The 22,237-nt window shown below is 46.3% G+C and carries 15 protein-coding genes, 1 tRNA gene and 1 pseudogene; 13 read left to right on the top strand and 4 right to left on the bottom strand.

From position 1 onward, the window contains the following. Positions 1-58 precede the first annotated feature (58 nt). Positions 59-1,522: a hypothetical protein gene (locus tag NC980_RS18150; protein WP_190376042.1), complete on the top strand. Its 1,464-nt coding sequence runs from the start codon at positions 59-61 to the stop codon at positions 1,520-1,522. Between the two features lies 1 nt (position 1,523). Here the strand turns inward: NC980_RS18150 and NC980_RS18145 are convergent, their stop codons facing one another. Then, entirely contained in the window at positions 1,524-2,264 is a 741-nt protein-coding gene (locus tag NC980_RS18145; protein ID WP_190376041.1) for a hypothetical protein, read from the bottom strand. A gap of 191 nt (positions 2,265-2,455) precedes the next feature. On the opposite strand from NC980_RS18145, the gene NC980_RS18140 reads away from it, so the two are divergent. The 12 genes from NC980_RS18140 to NC980_RS18085 all read left to right on the top strand — a co-directional run bounded on the left by NC980_RS18140 (position 2,456) and on the right by NC980_RS18085 (position 17,892). Further along, a tRNA-Thr gene (locus NC980_RS18140) sits at positions 2,456-2,528 on the top strand. Between the two features lie 983 nt (positions 2,529-3,511). Then, complete coding sequence (locus NC980_RS18135) at positions 3,512-6,016, top strand: glycosyltransferase (protein ID WP_347272584.1); 2,505 nt, start codon at positions 3,512-3,514, stop codon at positions 6,014-6,016. Continuing rightward, a complete protein-coding gene (locus NC980_RS18130; protein ID WP_190376039.1) occupies positions 6,013-7,818 on the top strand; it encodes an ABC transporter ATP-binding protein in 1,806 nt (601 codons plus the stop codon). Before NC980_RS18135 ends, NC980_RS18130 begins: the two co-directional genes overlap by 4 nt. Continuing rightward, positions 7,815-9,629, top strand: a complete 1,815-nt coding sequence (locus NC980_RS18125) for an ABC transporter ATP-binding protein (protein WP_190376038.1) — start codon at positions 7,815-7,817, stop codon at positions 9,627-9,629. Before NC980_RS18130 ends, NC980_RS18125 begins: the two co-directional genes overlap by 4 nt. Beyond that, positions 9,607-10,191 (top strand): acyltransferase, encoded by a 585-nt coding sequence (locus NC980_RS18120; RefSeq protein ID WP_190376037.1) that lies wholly within the window; start codon positions 9,607-9,609, stop codon positions 10,189-10,191. Before NC980_RS18125 ends, NC980_RS18120 begins: the two co-directional genes overlap by 23 nt. Further along, a complete protein-coding gene (locus NC980_RS18115; protein ID WP_190376036.1) occupies positions 10,191-10,757 on the top strand; it encodes an acyltransferase in 567 nt (188 codons plus the stop codon). Before NC980_RS18120 ends, NC980_RS18115 begins: the two co-directional genes overlap by 1 nt. Next, a complete protein-coding gene (locus NC980_RS18110) occupies positions 10,750-11,931 on the top strand; it encodes a hypothetical protein (protein WP_190376035.1) in 1,182 nt (393 codons plus the stop codon). Before NC980_RS18115 ends, NC980_RS18110 begins: the two co-directional genes overlap by 8 nt. A gap of 42 nt (positions 11,932-11,973) precedes the next feature. Next, the gene (locus tag NC980_RS18105; protein ID WP_190376034.1) at positions 11,974-13,128 is read left to right on the top strand and encodes a hypothetical protein; all 1,155 of its coding nucleotides are present in this window, start codon (positions 11,974-11,976) and stop codon (positions 13,126-13,128) included. Continuing rightward, positions 13,125-14,264: a glycosyltransferase family 1 protein gene (locus NC980_RS18100; protein WP_190376033.1), complete on the top strand. Its 1,140-nt coding sequence runs from the start codon at positions 13,125-13,127 to the stop codon at positions 14,262-14,264. Before NC980_RS18105 ends, NC980_RS18100 begins: the two co-directional genes overlap by 4 nt. 2 nt (positions 14,265-14,266) lie before the next feature. Further along, positions 14,267-15,466, top strand: coding sequence for a glycosyltransferase (locus NC980_RS18095; RefSeq protein WP_347272582.1), 1,200 nt, complete (start codon positions 14,267-14,269; stop codon positions 15,464-15,466). 12 nt (positions 15,467-15,478) lie between these two features. Next, on the top strand, positions 15,479-16,609 hold the full coding sequence (locus NC980_RS18090) for a glycosyltransferase family A protein (RefSeq protein WP_199298439.1): 1,131 nt from the start codon (positions 15,479-15,481) through the stop codon (positions 16,607-16,609). 56 nt (positions 16,610-16,665) lie between these two features. Next, complete coding sequence (locus tag NC980_RS18085) at positions 16,666-17,892, top strand: glycosyltransferase family 2 protein (RefSeq protein WP_190376031.1); 1,227 nt, start codon at positions 16,666-16,668, stop codon at positions 17,890-17,892. A 30-nt stretch (positions 17,893-17,922) separates the two neighbouring features. Here the strand turns inward: NC980_RS18085 and NC980_RS18080 are convergent. From NC980_RS18080 to NC980_RS18070, 3 genes and pseudogenes are all read right to left on the bottom strand, one after another. Beyond that, positions 17,923-19,092 (bottom strand): annotated as a pseudogene (locus NC980_RS18080) (SDR family oxidoreductase). A gap of 57 nt (positions 19,093-19,149) precedes the next feature. Further along, positions 19,150-20,640: a TolC family protein gene (locus NC980_RS18075; protein ID WP_242026694.1), complete on the bottom strand. Its 1,491-nt coding sequence runs from the start codon at positions 20,638-20,640 to the stop codon at positions 19,150-19,152. A gap of 146 nt (positions 20,641-20,786) precedes the next feature. Continuing rightward, positions 20,787-21,980, bottom strand: coding sequence for an ABC transporter permease (locus NC980_RS18070; RefSeq protein ID WP_190376028.1), 1,194 nt, complete (start codon positions 21,978-21,980; stop codon positions 20,787-20,789). Positions 21,981-22,237: the final 257 nt, after the last annotated feature.

The raw sequence follows: 22,237 nt of genomic DNA, 5'->3' as shown, positions 1-22,237 counted from the left end.
GATTCCATCAGAAAGACCCGATGTTATATTGAGAAGAATTTATTCATTCTAAAGTTAAGTGAACAAAAATCGCGGATTAATCACGATCGCTCTGATGCTAACAACGTTTTTGAGCGTTGTTCTACTTTATTTAGGAGTCGATAAATTTTACTACGTTCTCGCAGGAGGGCGAAAGTTTGCCACTTTCCCAGATCTGAGAACGCAATTGGCGATCGGAGGAAGCTACCTCCTGTTGTCGATCGTCTACCTCATCTGGTTAGCTAACCTGCTCAGTTCCTCATGGGTGCATTCAACCTGGAGTTTCCGCACGATCCTGCTTAGAACTTCCTTTTTCTGGATCTCGGCGTTTATTGCCTACCCGCTTGGGAATGATACTTACCTTTATCTCCACGCGGGATTGATGAATCTCAGCGGAGCTAATCCTTATCTGATTCGTGCCGCTTCTTACATTACACAGCTATCCCCCTATGTGGATTGGGGACAGACTTCAACCTATGGGATGCTCTCCCAAGTCCTCTTCACTTTTTCCGCAGTTTTTATCACGATTAGTCCGATCGTAGCGCTCTATGTGTTTAAGCTAATCTGCTTACTATTACACCTATTAAATAGCTATCTGATTTGGCGGTGGCTTCCAGTTCCAGAGCGCAGCAGGATTACGATCGCTTACTTGCTACATCCGCTGTTACTGATGGAACAAGTTAGCTCAGCCCACGTGGACATTTTAGTCTCAACCAGTTTGATCATTTTTGCACTATCTTTTGCTAGACAACGCTTCTGGATCACTTTTGCAGCGTTGTGGGGTGGCTTTCTCGGAAAAACACTCCCGATTATTTGGGCACCTTGGGTTGCCGTAACGCTGCTGCGCCAAGGCCATTGGAAATGGTTGATTGCGATGATCCTTGGCTCAGGTGCGATTATGACTGGGCTTTCGTTTACCGTGATGCCCAATCTGGCAGCTTGGCAGAGTATCCTTAATCCTGGTGTGGCAGGACAGTATCAATCCTCGCTAATGGCAATCTCAAAATTTGCCCTCGATCTGGTTCGGATTTTCAAGCCAGAGCAACTCACGCTGCTACAACAGCAAGCGATGCTCACAAAACTTTCAAGCGCAGCACTGCTTGGTTTTTTTGGCTTTTACTGCTGGCAACTTTGGCGCAGCGACAAACGCTGGAGTCAGACCCCCCAAATGCTGCTAGAAGATATGGGCTGGACAACACTAGTGCTGATGCTGTTTGCAACCTCCTGGTTAATGCCGTGGTATTGCTCAATTTTGATTACCTTTGCCGCATTAGTTCCACAAGCACGACTTTTTGGTCTAACAACATTAGCATTCGCGTTCTCTAGCAGCGCTCAGTATTTGTTTGGACTGAATAGTAGCTTAAAAAGCCTAATCTCAATTGGAATTCCGCTCCTAGCGCTAATCATTGGTGCAATCATGCTGCGATCAAAGCACACGCCGCCTGAAGCACCCCAACCGATCGAACGGTTGACAGGCTCAGATACGGCGGCTGAATTGAACTAGCTTACTTGCGGCGAACGGCGATCGTATAAGACGGACGCTGCTTTGCTTCGCGCTGCGTTTTCACAATCCGCAGAGTTTCATCGACATAAACATGCTCAAATTTGGGTGTTGCATGGTAAGTCTTTTCTAGCTTCTTCAATGTTGTTTTATCTACATTATTGAGCTTGAGTTGCTGAGGTAGAGCTGTTTTCTGAGTAAATTCATCCCAGCGGGACTCCAGCACTTTATGGAACCATGCTTCTGCTTTCTCGATCGCCAAAGGAATCGCTCTCCATCGCAGCGTCTGGTCGATCGCTATGTTCTGAATGAACCACTCCCCTTCGCGAATCTCAAACTTCTGCATCACCATAAAATCGTAAGCTGCAAGAATCGGAGAGAGTTTTTCAATCAGCTTTGATTTTGATCCCGGTGCATACCTTGCAATATTCGCGTAGTAGCCATTTTCTAGAAAAATTTGGTAAGAACAATCATGCAGCCGCCCTGGTAACACATCATGAAATGGGATGGTAGACCAAACAGGTGTCCACACGCCTAGAACGATCGGAACTTGCGATTCAACCGCTGGATACGGGTTACGCTGCTGGAGTTCCTCGAAGTAGGGAGCCAATTCGTTTTTGGCATATGCCACTTTTTGATTCAGCGGCTCAGTATCGCGATCACGAACGAGCGTCAAAAGTTCAGCCTTGAGTTCTTCGGTGGTAAGTTGGCTGAGGGGCTTAACCTGAATAGCATTAGCGACCATATTATTGCTCTAACCCATAAAACTGCTGCGATTTAACCAAAAGTTTAGGATTTTTAACAATAATAGTTCTCTATCAAGAGAGGCGTTCTTGGGCAGAGTTTGCTCCACTGAAAGAGAGGTTTGGTGGAAATACAGCAAGAGGAGAAAGTAGCGCGATCGCGGAATTGTCTGATAGAATACTTGAGAAATCTGCTGGTGTAGCTCAGTTGGTAGAGCAGCTGATTTGTAATCAGCCGGTCGCAAGTTCGAGTCTTGTCACCAGCTTCTCCTTTACTTTCTCAAATAGCAGTTTCAATCTGATCCGCTCCTTCTCCTTTGGGGGGGAAATTGGCGAGAATCCCGAAGATACCGCTTCAGTGGACCTAAAGTTTATGGCAGGCCATTAGAATCACAAATTTCTAATCCTGATCTAGGAGACTCGACGATCGGGTAATTCTCTATAGCCAAAACTTGCCAGTAACTAAATCATTCCTCCCGATTAGCAAAGTAGAACATCGCTAGAGGTCTGAACGTATTCTCCACTGTTCAGGGGCCACTTCTTCATGAACTCCATCTACTCAACGATAAAAACGACGTGTAATTTGCGAAAACAATTTTTCGACACTCAATCTGCGAAAGAATTCAAATGTCGCTTTTCCGGGTGAAGATATCTAGAATCCCTAAAGAAAGAGAGTTTTAGCCTTGCTGCTTATTGCGAAATTGATGTTGTGATCGCCATATTTAATGTGCGAACGTACAATACCCTTGAGCTTAATCTAATTTTTCGAGATGCCCATCTATAGGAGCATCAGTACTCAACAAAACTCTACTATCTTCCTATTGTTTTTCTAACCATCCAGATATAAACTCTTGAAAATTGGATATTACACAAAGGCTAGTTTCCATCCGCGTCTAACGCAGTAAATAGGATGATAAGCATTCTACCCGAGCTCATCCTTAACCTGTTTAAAGCCGTATTCTATTCAGGTTCGATTTGTAAAATGTCAGTTACAGAAGTATGTCTACTTCTGGTGATATTGGATGTTAAAGCTGCAGCTTCTCAAGTCATGCTTCCACATGCCATTTTGAGGTACAAATTTACAAAGTAAATTTGTACCTCAAAATGGCATGTCTTAAATATCAGCAAGAATGTCATGAATAGTTTCAATTCGAGCGTCACTCAATCGAGTGATCCAGATCCACAAATAACGTCAAAGCGCGCTTCTTTAGAGCCAAATCACAATACAAAGCTTACTTCTAGTCAACCTATCAATAGAAGTAGCAATCTATCTCAGGATCGACCAAAAGTTATAGGGAAATTCATCTTTATAAATGGAGAAAAGTTTTACATAAAAGGTACGACTTATGGTACCTTTTGCCCTAACTCAGAAGGAGAGCCATTCCCGGAGCCAGAAATTGTTGCTAAAGATTTTGCGCAGATGGCTGCTAATCACATAAATGCAGTACGCGTATATACAGTTCCCCCGCTGTGGCTACTTGATATTGCTTACGAAAATCATTTGCGCGTTATGGTGGGTTTGCCTTGGGAGCAGCATATTGCATTTCTAGACGAGACAAACCGAATAAAAAATATTAAGTACCGGGTGCGAATAGCAGTTCGTTCTTGTGCAACTCATCCAGCGCTTTTGTGTTTTGTCATAGGGAATGAAATACCGGCTTCGATTGTTCGCTGGTATGGTCCAGCGCGGGTCGTAAGATTTCTTGAGGATCTTTACTGGATAGTGAAGTCTGAAGACTTAGACAGTTTAGTAACCTATGTCAACTATCCCAGTACCGAATATCTTCAGGTTCCTTTTGTCAATTTTTATTGCTTTAATGTTTATTTAGAATCTGAGGATTGTTTTGAAAGTTATTTAGCACGCTTACAAAACCTAGCTGAAGATAAGCCTCTGGTAATGGCAGAAATTGGTCTAGATAGTCAGCGAAATGGAGAGAAAACACAGGCTAAGATTTTAGAGTGGCAAACTCACAGTATTTTTGAAGCGGGTTGTGCTGGATGTTTTATCTTTGCTTGGACAGACGAATGGTATCGTGGTGGGTTTGAGATTGAGGACTGGGATTTTGGATTGACGACCCGTAGTCGCCAGCCTAAACCTGCACTTGAGCAAGTCCACCAAAGTTTTGCAGAAATGCCCTTTTCACCTCAAGTTCAGTGGCCTCAAATTTCAGTGGCAGTTTGCTCTTACAATGGCTCTAGCACAATTCGGAATACATTAGAGGCTCTACAGCAGCTTGAGTATCCCAACTTTGAAGTGATTGTTGTAGATGATGGCTCGACCGATAACGCAGCGCAAATCGCACGAGAGTATGCGAATGTGCGTGTAATTGTGCATGAATATAATCAGGGACTTAGCTGTGCTCGGAATACAGCATTAGAAGCGGCAACCGGAGAGGTTATTGCCTATATTGACGACGATGCCTATCCTGATCCCCATTGGTTGACTTATCTAGCTTTGACGCTTTTGAAGGGAGATTGGGCAGGCGTTGGCGGTCCGAATCTTCCTCCTCCAGGTGATGGTTTGATTGCAGACTGTGTTGCAAACGCACCAGGCGGTCCAATTCATGTACTTGTGTCTGATCGAGAAGCAGAGCACATTCCTGGCTGTAATATGGCTTATTGGGTCGCGAAACTGAAGACGATCGGGGGTTTCGATGGTCAATTTCGTACGGCGGGAGATGATGTCGATATTTGCTGGCGATTACAAGACCAGGGATGGAAAATTGGGTTTAGTCCAGCAGCAGTAGTCTGGCATCACCGTCGGAACTGTGTGAAAACTTATTGGAAACAGCAGAAAGGCTACGGCAAGGCTGAAGCTTTGTTAGAAGCAAAATGGCCAGAGAAGTATAATGCCGCGGGTCATCTTAGTTGGGCAGGTCGGTTGTATGGCAAAGGTTTAGTCCAAATGCTGCCCTTGCAGAAGCAACGAATTTATCATGGTATCTGGGGAAGCGCACCGTTTCAGTCAATTTATCAGACCGCTCCGACTCTACTGGCTGCGATTCTAAGCATGCCTGAATGGTATTTAGTCGCTGTGTTATTGGCTGGGCTATCGAGCTTGAGCTGGTTCTGGCATCCCGCTTTGTTTGCAGTTCCTTTATTTGTCGCGGTTATCATTACACCTTTGATCCAAGCTGGCTGGAGCGCATCTCATGCTAAATTTACAACTCCCAATCTTTCTCTTGTCGATCGCGGCAAACTTTATGGGCTGACAACAATCTTGTACTGTCTTCAGCCGATCGCTCGGCTATGGGGACGCATTGATAATGGTCTTACTCCTTGGCGGAGGCGGGGAAACAGTTTGCCCAAATGGTCAAGCCGCCGACAGGATCAGATTTGGAGCGAAGTCTGGTGTTCTTCCACAGACTGGTTATCTAAGATTAAGCAGCATTTAAGCCAGCAGGGAGCGGTTGCCCTTCATGGAGGCGATTTTGATCCCTGGGATTTAGAAATTAGAGGTGGACTCACCGGATCAGCTAGGTTACTGATTGCTATCGAAGAACATGGAGGGGGTAAACAACTCATCCAGCTTCGCTGTTGGTCAAGGATTACCCCTGCTGCAATCGTCATTCTAGTGTTGCTAGCAAGTCTCACCGTATTTGCAGCAATCGATCGAGCAGTGGTTGCCTCTCTGATTCTTGGCAGTTTAACCATTGGGTTTGCAGTTGCGTCGAGTTGGGATTGCGCGAGCGCGATGGCTTCTTATTTAACAGCGTTGCAGCAGGTGCAGACAGAAGAGCAGGTAGAAAAATGAACTTCCAACAGTACAGGCAGCTCATTCAATATCCGCTCAGACACTGGCGATTCCTGCTACTGACGCTGAGTTTGACGGTTCTTGCTTCAATAACGAGTGCCTTTTATCCTTTGCCGATGAAGTTTTTGGTCGATTACGCTTTGAGCAATCAAACGCTGCCGGTTGAAATACGATCGTGTTTTGAATTCCTAGCAATTCGTCCTACGCCAGCCGTTTTGATCATCCTGGCAGCGATCGCTAACTTGGTTTTGTACACTTTAAATTCAGCGCTTGATGCGTGTCTTACCTGGGCTTGGAGCGCTACGGGTCAGGGGATGGTCTATGATTTGGCCAGACAGCTCTTTGCTCATCTTCAGCGCCTATCGCTACAGTTTCATCACCAGCGAACGGTGGGTGACTCTCTCAGCAGGCTGACTGGAGATACGTACTGCATTTACACATTGACGGGTGCCCTTTTGGTGTCGCCCGTTCAGCATCTGTTTACCCTCGCTACAATCGGCTGGGTTGCCTGGCGGCTAAATCCCCTTCTCACATTGCTTTCTTTTGCCATTGCCCCGATCATGGCTGGTTCAGCTTTGTTCTTTGGATCTCGTCTCAAGAGACGTACCCAGCAAAATCGAGAAGCCCAATCGCGCCTGATGAGCTTCGTTCATCAAACCCTGACTGCAATCCCAATCGTGCAAGCCTTCGGAAGCGAAGCTCTGAATCGGCAAAAATTTCTCAATCTAGCTGAGAAGGCAATCGCACTTCAACAACAGGCTGTTTTGGTAAATAGTACCTATGGTTTCGTGAATGGGAGCATCACGACGATCGGAACAGCTCTGATTCTATACATGGCGGGGCAACAGGTTTTATTAGGGACTTTGACGGTAGGTAGCCTGTTAGTCTTTCTTGCATATTTAAGGTCGATACAAGGAGCCTTCAGGGGGCTGTTAACAACCTATGGACAACTAAAATCAACTGAAGCGAATACGGATCGAGTTTTGGAGATTCTTGAGACCCAAGAAACGGTGCGAAATCAATCCGGTGCTAGACCGCTAATGGCTCCTGTCAAAGGACACATTGTGTTGCAGGGAGTGACGTTCGGGTATGAGCCAGCGTTCCCCATCCTCCACAACGTCTCCCTCGAAGCTCGCCCAGGAGAAACAGTCGCACTGGTCGGAGCAACCGGAGCAGGCAAAAGTACCCTAGTCTCCTTGATCCCACGCTTCTTCGACCCGTGGCAGGGACAAGTCCTCTTCGATGGCATCGATATTCGACAGCTGCAACTACAAAGTCTACGTGCTCACATCGCTCTGATGCTACAAGACCCCTTTCTGCTGCCGTTGAGCATTGCGGACAACATCGCTTATGGCAGACCCACAGCAAGTCGAGCTGAAGTGATAGCAGCCGCTCGTGCTGCCAATGCGGATGCGTTTATTCAGCAGTTGCCACAGGGGTACGACACGCTAATTGGGGAGCGAGGAGCAACGCTGTCGGGCGGGCAGAAGCAACGCTTAGCAATCGCGCGGGCGTTGCTGAAGGATGCGCGGGTGCTGATACTGGATGAGCCGACATCCGCACTCGATGCGCAAACTGAGTCTGGATTAATCGAAGCATTAGAGCGACTGAAGGTAGGGAGAACGACGCTGATTATTGCCCATCGACTCTCTACTATCCGCAGTGCCGATCACATTGTGGTACTGGAAGATGGAAAGATTGCTGAGACTGGGACTCATCTGGAATTATTAGCGGCAGGTGGTCTCTACCAGCGCCTTTATACGTTGCAGTTTCCTGATGCTCGGCAGGAGTTAGCGCGATGAAACATTGGTGGCTAAGGCTCACTCGCTACGCTCTGCCATACTGGCGTGGTTTACTTTTAACGATCGGGTTGACACTGCTAAGCGTTGCACTGGATGTGCTTAAACCTTGGCCATTGAAGTGGATTGTGGATCATGTGCTGACTCAGCAGTCTGTCCCCGGCGCTTTATCCTGGCTGCAACGCCTTGCCGGAGCAAGCTCACCACAAGGATTGCTAGCTTGGCTCGCAATCAGTACCATTGGTTTATTTTTCGCGAGTGAAGCACTTCGTATCGTGCAGGCTTATGTCTCGACAGGTGTGAGTCAACGAATGACTTATCACTTGGGAGCGACTTTGTTCGATCTCCTGCAACGGCTATCCTTGCGATTTCATAGTCAGCAGCGATCAGGAGATTTGATGCGGCGTGTCACAACCGATAGTGGCTGTGTAAAGGGCTTAATGCTCAACGTTTATCTTCCTGTGATGACCTCGCTGGTCAGTCTAGTTGTGATGTTCTCGATCATGCGACAGCTTGATCAGAACCTATCTCTGATTGCGCTTCTGATTGCACCTTTGCTTGTGGTTCTGATGCGGATTTTCAACCAGCCGATGGCTGAATCAACCTACGCTCACCAGCAGCTAGAAGGGGAAATGATGGCATTGAGTGAGCAAACATTAACCGCTCTGCCGATTATCCAGGCATTCGGTCGCGAGACTTATGAAGATACCCGTTTCCATCATCTCTCGCACCAGACACTTCAGGCTTATCTACGCAGCATTGTGACTCAACTTCAGTTCAAAATTGGGGTAAGTAGCGTAACCGCAGTGGGCACAGCAGGCATGATGTTGCTTGGGGGATTTCAAGTTGCTGCGGGGAAATTGTCTCTGGGGTCTCTGCTTGTATTCCTATCTTATTTAGGTTCTTTGTATATGCCAATGGAGACGATCGCTTATCTGTCGTCGGGGTTTGCTGCTGCTGCTGCCAGTGCTTGGCGAGTGTTCGATATCTTAGATTTACAGGAAGAGGTGCAGAACATTCCAGGAGCACAGCCTCTTCCTACTGACGCAAAAGCCGTTCGAGGACACATTGTGTTGCAGGGAGTGACGTTCGGGTATGAGCCAGCGTTCCCCATCCTCCACAACGTCTCCCTCGAAGCTCGCCCAGGAGAAACAGTCGCACTGGTCGGAGCAACCGGAGCAGGCAAAAGTACCCTAGTCTCCTTGATCCCACGCTTCTTCGACCCGTGGCAGGGACAAGTCCTCTTCGATGGCATCGATATTCGACAGCTGCAACTACAAAGTCTACGTGCTCACATCGCTCTGATGCTACAAGACCCCTTTCTGCTGCCGTTGAGCATTGCGGACAACATCGCTTATGGCAGACCCACAGCAAGTCGAGCTGAAGTGATAGCAGCCGCTCGTGCTGCCAATGCGGATGCGTTTATTCAGCAGTTGCCACAGGGGTACGACACGCTAATTGGGGAGCGAGGAGCAACGCTGTCGGGCGGGCAGAAGCAACGCTTAGCAATCGCGCGGGCGTTGCTGAAGGATGCGCGGGTGCTGATACTGGATGAGCCGACATCCGCACTCGATGCGCAAACTGAGTCTGGATTAATCGAAGCATTAGAGCGACTGAAGGTAGGGAGAACGACGCTGATTATTGCCCATCGACTCTCTACTATCCGCAGTGCCGATCACATTGTGGTACTGGATCAAGGCAAAGTTGTCGAAACAGGAAGCCATGAACAACTGATGGCATCCTGTGGCTTCTATTTTCGCCTAAATCAACTTTTTGAGGAGAACACGACCCATGAACGTAAGCGAATTGCATGAAATCACGGGCGATTGGAACTACCGGGAGCTGCTCCCCAATATACAGATTGGCGAACATTGCTGGTTAGAAAGAAAGGAGAGTTTCAAACGATTTCGTAGTCAACAGAACCCAGGATTGATCTTGGGAGATCGGGTTCAGGTCTATACGTGGACAACGTTTAACGTCGAGCCTTCTGGCATGATTCGAGTTGGGCATGATTCTATTTTGGTTGGGGCTACCCTTATGTGCCAGAACCAGATCACGATCGGCGATCGCGTTGTTGTTTCTTATTCTGTCACCATCGCTGACTCGGATTTCCATCCAATCAACCCGGACGATCGCAAACAAGATGCCATTGCAAACAGTCCGTTTGGTGATCGCTCACAGCGACCTGTAATTATCTCTCGTCCGGTTGTGATTGAAGATGATGTCTGGATTGGGATCGGAGCCATGATTCTCAAAGGGGTTCGCATTGGTCGAGGTGCTCGGATTGGTGCAGGGTCTGTCATTACGGCTGATGTTCCGGCAGGCGCGACCGTTGTAGGAAATCCAGCAACCCTTATGACTGGAGAATCCTACTGATGAAAGAACGCAAGCTCGAACATGATTGGTTCCCTGAACCTTTGCCCAACAACGTCTTCTTGGGGGAGCGCAACTGGCTTTACAGTAGTTTTGCCTTTCGGCACTATCGCAGCCAGCAACCTGTGGGTGTAGAGACGGGTCACGATACGGGTCTCTACAATGGAACCTTCTTCGATCTGGGACCGAATGCTGAAGTTAGGATCGGAAACTATTGCACCCTAGTAGGTGCCATCATTTGTAGCGATCGCCGGATTGTGATTCAAGACTATGTATTCATTGCTCATGAGGTTGTGCTAGCCGATTCTTTCGTAGCTACACCACCTACGAGTCCTCAAACCCGGAAGAAGGCTCAAACTTCGGAAAGCTCACCCTCAAGCATCGTGATCGGTGAGAATGCTTGGATCGGTGCGAGAGCAATTTTACTAGGAGGTGCCTGTATTGGTGAAGGGGCGATTGTGGGTGCATGTTCAGTTGTGTCCCAGACTGTCCCGCCTTATACGATCGTTGCTGGCAACCCTGCCCGCATCATTCGCACACTCGATCGAGGAAACAGTAATCATGACTGATAAGCCTCGTATCAAGGGAAAAATTATTGTTTTTGGAATTCTGTTTTGGTATCCCTTAGCCGGGGTTACTTACCAGTTTCTTCACTACCTGATCGGACTACGCCGCTTAGGTTATGACGTTTACTATGTTGAAGACTCAGAGCGTTGGCTTTATAACCCTAGAATCAATGACTTGACAGCAGAGGTAACCGAAAATATCAGTCTGATCGCTCCTATTCTCAAGGCTTATGGGTTTGAAGACCAATGGGCTTTTCGCGATTATCCCAAAGGTGACTGCTACGGAATGTCCGAAGTTCAACTGTTACAGCTCTATCGGGATGCGGATGCCTGCTTAAATGTGACAGGTGGTCAGGAAATTCGGGATGAGCAATTCGCTTGTCGTCGTCGCATCTATGTTGAATCAGATCCTGTGATTTCTCAATTCAAAGCCGCGAAAGGGGATTCAAGCATGATTGCTCAACTCGCTGCTCACGATACCCACTTCAGTTTTGGCGAAAATCTAGGAAATCCTGATTGTGGTGTTCCGACTGAACCATTTCAGTGGCAACCGACACGCCAACCTATCGTCCTGTCGCTCTGGCAACACACCTGTCCTGCTGGAAAAGCATATACGACGATCGCAACCTGGAACAACAAAGGGAAAGATATTGTTTATCAAGGCGAAACTTACTACTGGCGAAAAGCTCGCGAACTAGAAAAATTCTTAACTTTACCGCATCAGCGCCCGCTGCAATTTGAGATCGCAGCGAATGTGAGTGAGGATGAAAAAATCACCGTTCAGAAACAACTCAAACAATATGGCTGGCATCAACGAGATGCTGTTCAACTTTCGCAAAATATGCAACAGTATTGCACTTACATTCAAACGTCACGGGGAGAGTTTACTGTTGCAAAAGATCAATATACCCGATTGCGAACGGGCTGGTTTAGCGATCGCTCCGCCTGCTATCTAGCGGCAGGTCGTCCTGTGATTACTCAAGAGACTGGATTTAGCAAATTTCTGCCTGCTGGGAAGGGATTATTATCTTTTGAAACAATGGAGGATATTTTAGCTGCCTTAGATGAAATTGAGGGTGATTATGCGGGGAACTGTCTTGCTGCTCAAGACATTGCCGCTGAGTATTTCGCAGCGGAGAAAGTGCTGAGTAGCTTACTCAATCGAGCAGGGCTATAGGATTGTTTCGGCCTCAAATTTGTGGAGGGGTTCTCACGACTTATGGCACATATTGTTGTCTGTGGATACATGATTCGGCATCCAGTCGCTGGCAATCTACTAGCATTTTTCCATTATGTGCTAGGACTATCGCGGCTCGGGTATCAAGTCGTGTATTTAGAAGAAAGCGGCTGGTCTCAGTCCTGTTACAATCCGCAGTTGCAAACTTACAGCGATGATCCAACACTGGGAATTCAAGTAGTACAAACTTTGATGATGCGCTTCGGTTTGCAAGTCCCGATCGGCTATATCGATCGAGAATCTGGCATCACACATGGGTTACATTGGCAGAGTATCAAGCAAGTCTTAAAAACAGCCGACCTATTGCTCAATATTGGCGGGGTCTGTTGGTTACCTGAGTTTCGTTTATGTCGATGTCTAGCTCTGATTGACATGGATCCTTTCTTTACGCAAATCGGTGCATTTGCTAGCGAGGGACAAGAAGAATACTGCAGTCGATTTAGTTACGGAATCAATCTCGGTCAGCCTGATTGTTCGATTCCAACTCAAGGAGAGAACTGGATACCTACAGTTCCCCCAGTCGTCCCAGAGATCTGGTCAGCTAACTGTGCGAGTCTTGCCCTTGCCAATCGAGAAACTCACCCTTTTACGACCATTGCCAATTGGAAAGCTTATGGAGGAATGATCTATCAAGGAGAATACTACGGTCAAAAACGTGAAGAATTTCTAAAGATCATTCATCTACCTAGTCGAACTTCGCAATGCTTAGAGCTCAGTCTTGCTGGAGCGGATTCAGCAGAGCTAGAACAGCTAAAGTCAGCCGGATGGTTAGTTCGAGATAGCCAAGACAGCCATGACTTTGAAACTTATCAGTCTTATATCATTCACTCAAGGGGTGAGTTTAGTGTCGCTAAAAACGCTTATGTTAAAACTTGGAGCGGCTGGTTTAGCGATCGTAGTGTATGCTACCTCGCGGCTGGTCGTCCTGTAATACTTCAAGACACTGGATTCAGTGATTGGTTGCCGACGGGTCAGGGAGTGCTAGCATTTTCATCCCTGGAGGAAGCTGTGGAACAAATCGAACAAGTCAGTGTAGCCTACCAAGAGCATTGTCATGCCGCAGCCAATATTGCTGAACAAATCTTTAGCTACAAAGTTGTGCTGCCGCGGCTTTTAGAGAAAGGGGGGTTAAAATGATCATCATTTTTGCTAGTGCCATCGGTCGGTTTCCCATTGGGGGCAATACTTGGTCTGACTTACAATACCTTCTAGGGTTACGTGCTTTGGGACATGATGTCTTCTATTTAGAAGAATGTGGTGCTGAATCATGGGTTTACAACTGGGAAAGCGGGCAGCTTACCACCGAGTTGGACTATCCTAGCAACTATATTCAAAGTTGCCTAGAACCTCTTGGCTTTCGCGATCACTGGATTTATCGTGCGGGTAAACGTTCAAGGGGAATGAATGTTGATAAGTTTCTTGAGATTTGCTCTCGAAGCGATCTCATGATTATCCGTGGCTCTCCAATCTCTCTTTGGAGAGAAGATTATCAGCGTCCACGATGCCGCATCTTCATCGATGCAGATCCAGGGTTTACACAAATTAAAATTGCAACCGGTGATGCTGATTTCGTGGAAACGATCGAACACTGTGACGCTCTTTTCACGATCGGTCAACGGATTGGCACCAAAGACTGTCCCATTCCAACAACGGGCAGATTGTGGCTGAAGACATTACCACCCATTTTTCTACCCTCTTGGACATGGGTTGAAGACGAGAATGCTAAGCACTTTAGTACCATCATGCAATGGCACAGCTACCCAGAGGTTGTTTACGGAGGTATTCGCTATGGTAACAAGGATAAAGAATTTCCGAAGTTTATTGAGTTGCCCAAGCTGAGCCAACAATCTTTTCAGATTGCCTTAAGTGGAGGTGATCCCGATAACCTATCCCAGAACGACTGGCAGAGCGTCCCTGGGCATGCTGCGACCTTTACTCCAGAGTCTTATCGACAATTTGTTCAATCTTCTCGTGCAGAGTTTGGGGTTGCTAAACAGGGATATGTTGCGGCTCAAAGTGGTTGGTTTAGCGATCGCAGTGTCTGCTACCTAGCTTCCGGTAAGCCTGTTCTGCTTCAGGATACGGGTTTGAGCGATTGGCTCCCGATTCGAGAAGGAATTATCACTTTTCAGACTCTTTCTGAGGCTGTAGAGGGTGTAAACCTGATTAATGCAACCTATCATACCCAGCGTCGCGCTGCACGAACAATAGCAGAGGAATATTTCGACTCAAATAAAGTGCTGTCTTTGCTGTTAAAAGCCTGCCTGGGTTAATCATGATTCAATTTAGGAGTATTACGATGCCTACAGTCACGATTGGATTCTTCCCGCGCGAACAGTTCTCCTTAGCTGCTGAATCATTACAGCGAATTTTCGATTGCACACATATTCCTTTTGATCTAGTTGTAATCGACTGCAACACTCCCAAAATTTATTGGAAGCAAATTGCACACGTACTTGAGAAGCATAACAACGTCAGAGTGCTTCACACAGATGATTACTTGATGCCTAATCAGTCCAGAAACTTAGTGATTCAGGAGTCAAATGCTAACAATGACTTTCTGTGCTTTATTGAAAGCGATGTTCTAGTTGAGGATGGCTGGCTGTCTTATCTTATTCAGGCTTGCGAAGACTATCCTGCTGATGTTGCTATTCCCCGAATTATCGAAGGTCGTTTGGGAGCAACTCAAGTTCACTGGGACCCAAACTTAGGACAAGTTCATACAGTGCAAACGATGGAGGGTATCAAATTAGAAATTCTGCCGCCTACAGGTGATCAACAGCTTGATCAGGGCACTCACCGGCGATCGATCGAGTTGTCTGGTGAGGCTCATTGCCAACTTTACCGTCGAAGTGTTTTTGATAGAGTTACTCCCTTTGATGAGGATATCGTTTATTTAGACTGGTTTGATTCGACAATGGCTTTGTATGATGCCAAAATTCCAATTGTGTTTGAACCGAAAGCGACCGTCCATTTTTGGCATCCTTTTCCTCCAGATACCCATGACCTGGATTTCTTCTTTAGAAGATGGAATCTTCAACAGGCGAATCAGGAATTCGATCACGTTCAAAAGAAATGGAATCTAGTTCGGATAACAGCAGATTTGTTTTTTGTTGAAGAGCGCAATCGCATTGGTCATCTCTACGATTTTCAGAAAGAACTGGAGGCTCTATCTTTAGGACAGAAACCTTTCATTTTAGTAGATCAAGATTGTCTCAATGGCAACAAAATTACTGAAGGGTTTCAGACGATTCCCTTTACTGAATTGAATGGACAGTATTGGGGAGTCCCGGCAGATGATGATATGGCAATTCGAGAATTTGAACGATTGCGCCAAGCTGGTGTATCTGCAATTGTCTTTCTTTGGACAACGTTTTGGTGGTTAGAACACTTTGCGAGATTTCACGACTACTTGCGTAAAAACTTTTCTTGTATCTTGGAAAACGACCGTATCATTGTGTTTAACTTACGCTAACAGCAAAAGGATATGCAAGAGGCTCTAGCTAGCATTATTGTCAATAATTACAACTACGCACGTTTTTTGCCTGAGGCAATTGAAAGTGCCCTAAACCAAAGCTATCAACTTACAGAAGTGATTGTCGTGGATGATGGCTCAACGGATGAGTCACGTGAAATTATCAGCAGTTACGGCAAAAAAGTTATTCCTGTTTTAAAGATGAATGGAGGACAGGGTTCTGCATTTAATGCTGGCTTTGCTGTTAGTCGTGGCAAAGTAATCTGCTTTTTGGATTCAGATGATATTTTGCTACCGACTGCTATTGAAAGAGCAGTTACATTGTTGCAGGATGATCCAAACGCAGTCAAGGTTCATTGGCCTCTACGTATCATTGATCTTGATAGCAAGCTATTAGAGAAAATTGACTGTGGAGACTGTTTAGTAGAGGGAAGTTTGTATAATGAGCAGCTCAAATATGGGCTTGAGGGGCACATTTTTCCGCCTACTAGTGGTAACGTTTGGCTACGCAATTATTTGGAGAGGATCCTGCCTATGCCTGAGGAAAGCTATCGATTAAATGCAGAATCTTACCTCGGCTTTTTAGCTCCCTTCTCTGGCTGTATTAGGCGCATTAACGAGTATCAGTCGTTATATCGAATTCATCGTTATAATGGCACGAAAAAGCGCACTTATAAGTGGCGACTTAATCATTATTATTATGAAGAAAAGATTTTGAAAGAGTATTTGCTGAAATGGGGAATAAAAGACAATGCTTCATTTGAATATAGAGAAGATTCTTGTCATAACTACCTCCAGCGCATGGTTAAGCTGGGAGAGGAGTTAGACCCTTATATTTCGCAAGCAAACTACATCCTAGTAGATATGGACGAACTCGGGCATCATCAGCTTCTTGAACATCGTCAAGCGCTCCCGTTTTTGGAGAAAGATGGCATCTATTGGGGGCCACCGCCGGACGATGAAACTGCCATCCGGGAATTAGAACGAATGCGGCAAGAGGGAGCAAGTGCGATCGTCTTTGGATGGACGGCTTTTTGGTGGTTAGATTACTACGCTGCGTTCAGTCTTTATTTGCGTGACAACTTCCGCTGTGTCTTAAAAAATGAGCGGCTCATTGTTTTCAATTTGCATTTAGCAGTTTGAGTCTTTGTAAGGCCTAGTAGTTTTTGTAAGCCCTAATAGTTCAGGAGATGAACCGCATGGTGTCCAAAACTAAGGTGACGGTCGCTATCCCAACTTATAATCGTTCGGATTTGTTGAAAGTTAGCCTAGAGAGTGTTCTCAACCAGGACTATCCAGATTTTCAGGTTCTGATCCTGGACAATGCTTCTACTGATAACACAGAGGCAATTGTACGCTCATTCGATGACCCTCGAATCATCTATGTTCGTCATTCAACCAATATTGGTCTTTTGAATAATTGGAATAAAGCGATCGAGCTAAGCAACAGCTCTTATTTAACAATTCTGTCAGATGATGATGTCTTATTGCCCGGCTTTATTGACGAGTTTGCTAAAGCTTTCGACGAACATCCTTGTGTGGGTCTTGTGGCTGCACCCGCTAAATTTATTGACCAGCATAGTGCTCCACTTCAAGTCATCGATCGAGAACGCTCAGACGAATTTCCTATAGGAATACTCAGTGGAATAGAATACCTCCATCAAATTGTCAGTGGGCGAAAATGGATTTTACGAACTTCAGCCGTGATGTTTCGTATTGATGCCCTTTCAGTTATAGGCTCCATAGATGCCCCCCATGCAGTAGAGATATGTGACTTAAATCTTTTCTTACGAATCGCAGCCCAATTTGATTTCTTCTTTTTATCAAACGAACTTGCGCAAGTTCGTTTTCATAGCGAACAGTGTTCAATGGATTCTTTTCATGCTGCTGGAGGGACAGGACCACTCGCGGTGATGGCGGAGAAAACAGATGCGATCGCTTATCTGCTACAGTCTTCACGAGCAGCAGATGCTAACTATCGTCAATGGTTAGCAGAACGACTATTACACATCAGTCTATGCCGAAGCGAATTGACAACTCAGCATATTCCTAAACTGAATTTGAGTTGGTCTGAACGGCTTCAAATCGCACTCCAGCAAATTACAAATATCGTCCCTCCTCAAAAACAATTCATTCTAGTCGATGAGAATCAGTGGGGGTGTGAAAAGCGCTCAGATTTTCAAGCTTTGCCGTTTCTTGAACAGGAGGGACAATACTGGGGAGCACCGCAAGATAGCCAAACCGCCATCCGGGAATTAGAACGGATGCGTTATCAAGGTGCTAGCTTTCTCGTTATTGGCTGGACAGCCTTTTGGTGGTTTGACTATTTTGCTGAGTTCCGGAGCTATTTGAACACTAAGTTTCCTTGTACCTTAAAGAATAGTTGCCTGATGGTATTTGATCTGGAGCATCCTCTGCATTCATAAGATGAAATAGCATTCAGTACCAAAACAGAGTCACTCTACCAACTTCAAATCAAACACAACGAACCCTTCATTCTCCAAAACGCATCTGGACTTGGAACGCAAGTATCGATTGAAGTCAGCATAGTAGTCTAGCCACCAAAAAGTCGTCCATCCAACGACGATCGCACTTGCTCCCTCTTGCCGCATTCGTTCTAATTCCCGGATGGCAGTTTCATCGTCCGGCGGTGGCCCCCAATAGATGCCATCTTTCTCCAAAAACGGGAGCGCTTGACGATGCTCAAGGAAGGGATGAGACCAGTCATTAATCTCGACTAAAATATACCGTTGACCGACTGGAATGAGGGGTTCTAGTTCTTTACCCAAATTTAATCGGTGTAATCTGAGTTGATACAGACTATTTTCCTTGATCTCCTGACAACGCTGCCGCATCTTAGTCAAGTCATCTCTTACTTGTATATATCGCCCGGATAATTCATCATATTTACCAGAAGCTAGCTGTAGTACTAGCCTCATCGCCAGATCCGGTGAAACATCCAAACCTTTTTCAAAAATGTTTTGGCACCAGGAAACCCACTTTTGACCTTCAGCAGAAAACCTTGCATCTGTCATGTTTGTCCGTACGGCTCCAGGACACATAGCAAACACGCAAACGTCATATTCTTTTGTCTCAAGTGCCATGTTCTCACTCAACCGAATTAGAGCAGTCTTACTAACTACATAGGGTGAGAGATATGCTTTACCTTCTAAACTAGCCTCACTCGCAATATTAATGATTCTTCCTCACCTTCGAGCAATCATAGCGGGCAAGAACGATCGCGTCACCAGCAAAACTCCTTGTAAGTTCACTTCTATATTGCGCCACCATGCTTCAGGATCGATTTCCCAGATTGGTCCAAAAGGGGGAAAAACGCCTGCATTATTAATCAATAAGTCCACAGGTCCAAGCTGTGTTTCAATTTGCTGTGCAACCTCCTCGATCGCGCGTTGATCCGTAACATTTGCAATAAACGCAGCCGCCCTTCCACCGTTCTGAGCAATCAATGCAACGGTTTCCTCAAGTTGATCGGCAGAGCGGGCGATGATTGCAACTGATGCACCCACCGCGGCAAGACCGATCGCGTAAACCCGACCTAATCCTCGACAACCAGTCACAACTGCGACTTGATTGCTTAAGTCAACGGCTGCTAGATCAGTCTCCATCTCAACTTGCTCCCGATTTACAGAAGAATGTAGCGTATAGGTCGAGTAACAATCCGCTTATTTTTTAACCGAGGTAGGACGGTCTTGACCTTCCTTCAGCACAGGGCTATTTTCTATTTGGACTTTCCAACTTTCTAACGTCATCCCGACTGTTCGCTCAAGCTCAACACTACTATTGAGAAAGGCAATTTCCGCCAGCAATTGAGCATTCTGTGCATCCACTAAATTTTGCTCCTGACTGATTACCTGGAAAATGCTGACACCACCAATCCCGCGACTAAATCTGACCCGATCAGCTTCAAGTTGACGTTGAGCATTTTCAGTCGCTTGCCGAGCAGCTTGTACCCGAGCCAAGTTTGATCGCACATCTCCCAGCCGGGTTGTAACATCATTCCGAATCGTTTCTCGTACTTGAGCTAAGCTATTTTCTGCCTGCTGAAACCCTACCTCACTTTGAACTCGATTGATCTCAAGAAACGGTTCTGGAAAGGTTTTAGTTGCCACCAAGCCAACCGTACCTTGCGAAAAGTCGCCCAGATTGCCGTTCACTTGAACATCTAATTGCCATCGCAAATTATCTTTCGCTACCAATCGATTAATCTTCTGAATATCGATATCAAGTTGAGCGCGTAAGTAGTCTGGGCGGATCTGATAAGCAGTCTGAATCAATCTCTCTAAGTCGTACCGCTGCATCTGCTGAAGTGCCGTCTGAAATAATTTCTGTACAGTTTCTCCTGAAGCAACAAATTGGAGAGACTGATCTGTTCCAATCAGGTTGAGAATATTAGTATTCGTTTGAGCTAGCAGATTTTGTGCCACGATTAAGTCGCGCTCGGCATCTGCGATCGCTCGCTCTGTATCAAATAACTCCACGGGTGCTCGTCGTCCGGCTTTCACCAACGCTTGCAAGATTTCAAGCTGACGGCGGCGGCGCTCTAGTGCCATTTCTTGAATGCGAACCGCTTCTTGAGCCTGGATCAGGGCAGTATACTGGATCATTGAAGTCGTGATAGTATCAATAGTCTGCTCTCGCAGAAGCAGTTGATCTTTACTATCGACTAAACGAGCCTGGTTGACAGAAGCCTGATTGACTGCGGCACCAGATCCGCGCATCAAGGGTTGACTGATCCGAAAACTGAGCGGTTGCCCATCTGAGAGGGGATCAACGATAAGCCCCAGATTCGTTCCCACTGGCGTGAGCAGGGATGCCCCTACAGCAGCTCCCCGAATGACAGCAGTCCGCCTACTTCTCCCAGCCAGTCCCCCACTCACCCCAAAAGGAGTGTCCAAATCTCCACTAATCGAGGCAGAAGATAAACTTTGAGCCACGCCGACCGAGAGAGCAGGGGTAATACGGGGATCAAACTTTTGTTCCGCAGCCCTCAGTTCCTGACGCTGAACAAGACGCTGCAAGCTCTGGTTACGCAGGGTTCGGTTCCCTTGTAGAACCAGGGTGATCAGATCCGGCAATGTGATAGAAACCTGTTGCTGTGCGACCCCTTGCTTAATAGAAGTCGGGTTCACGCGAGCAGACGATGGTTTTGCCATCGGTGCTAGCTGTGCATCACTTCGGATTGAATTGGATAGGCTCCAACCGAGCATACTGAGAACCAGAATGAGGAAACAGCGAATCGAAGCGTTTATTTTCACAGGTAAGATCCTCTCTCCCTTCATTGACTAATCATCTCGCTAGGCTAATCGCCCTGTAGAGCTTGAACTACATCGATTTGGCTCACTCTTAATGCTGGCAAGAAACTAGAGCCTACCCCGACCACCAACGCTGCGACCATCGAAACTGCTGCATTTCTGAACTGAAATTGATAAGGCACCTCAAACAGATTTTTTGTGGCAGCTTCCGTCAGAAAGTGAACCGTGACAATTGCAGTGATCCCGCCAATAAAACTAAGAAAAACTGCCTCGGTAATGAACTGTAGTATGACTTCAAAGTTGGTTGCTCCGATCGCTCGCCGTAAACCAATTTCACGGGTCCGCTCAACCACTGCTGCTACGGTAATGTTAGCAATGCCGACACCGCCGGTCACTAAAGCGAGCAATCCGACCACTTTCAGCATTTGAATCGATTTTCGTTGTTGTTGATCCTCTTTGTAGAGATCTTCTGCATTTCCCATAAAATAAATAGAAAAATTAGGGTAGCGCTTGGTGAGAACTGCTTCAGCTTGTTGCTGTACTGCTTGATAGCTATCCAGCTGACTAAGGGCAATTTGCGGGCTGCCACTCGTAATTTTTCCTTGAATCAAGTGACCATAGGTTTCAGGAACCCACAGTGTGCCGCTTGGTTTTTCCTTACCCCAATTGTTTTTCGATTCACTGACACCAATCACTAGAAGGCGGCTGCCATCCAGAAAAATACCTTCTCCGATCGGTTTTTTGGGTCCAAACAGCTCTTTGGCTAAAACTTTATCAATGATGGCAACCGGATGATAGTTAGTAAAGTCACTGGGTTCAAAGAATCGTCCTTGCAGAATCCTGCGACCTGTTGTTCTCTGATAGTTCTTAGATACTCCTAGGATCTCTAAGCCGGACACTAATTTGCCTAGGTACTGAACTTGGCTCGCCTTAATCCAGTTGACTCGGCTAATATCCTTAATCCCTGAAACTTCTCTCTTTAATTGAGCTAAATCTTCTTCCTTGAGTTCTGGAGCGGGCTTTGTCTTGTCCGCGTCATAAACCCAAACGGTGAAGAAGGGATTATCTCGCGCATCTAGTTTCTGCTGAATCAAGGTCGTTGAAATTGCATCGATGTTAAGAATTGCATTCACAGCCGTTACTCCCATAAAGATCCCTAGCGCTGTGAGGCTGGAGCGAACCCAGTTACTAGATAAATCACGTAAGGCAGTGAATGCTAGATCTAAGGGAGAAAGTGCCATTATTTATTCAATCCGCAGCTTTAGTTTAATAGTTCTGAGCGGCATTATCAACTTAACGGAACAGATTCAAAATTAGGCACGATAATTCCTGAGCAGTCTTGATCCCTCTGATTACGCAGCGGAATTCAGCCCAGCAACTTCTCGCCACTCTTCAAATCGTTGACGCAGCTGTTTTCGGTAGCGTTTTGCACTTAGTTCATGTTGCTTTGGATGAAAGTGTCCTCGAAGCGGTTCAAACGCGGAGAGAAATCGTTGCG

This window comes from Leptolyngbya sp. AS-A5, from assembly GCF_039962495.1.
Classification (GTDB): domain Bacteria; phylum Cyanobacteriota; class Cyanobacteriia; order Leptolyngbyales; family Leptolyngbyaceae; genus Leptolyngbya.
The sequence above is the reverse complement of the archived record's forward strand: the minus strand, read 5'-3'. Positions and strand labels throughout refer to the sequence as shown.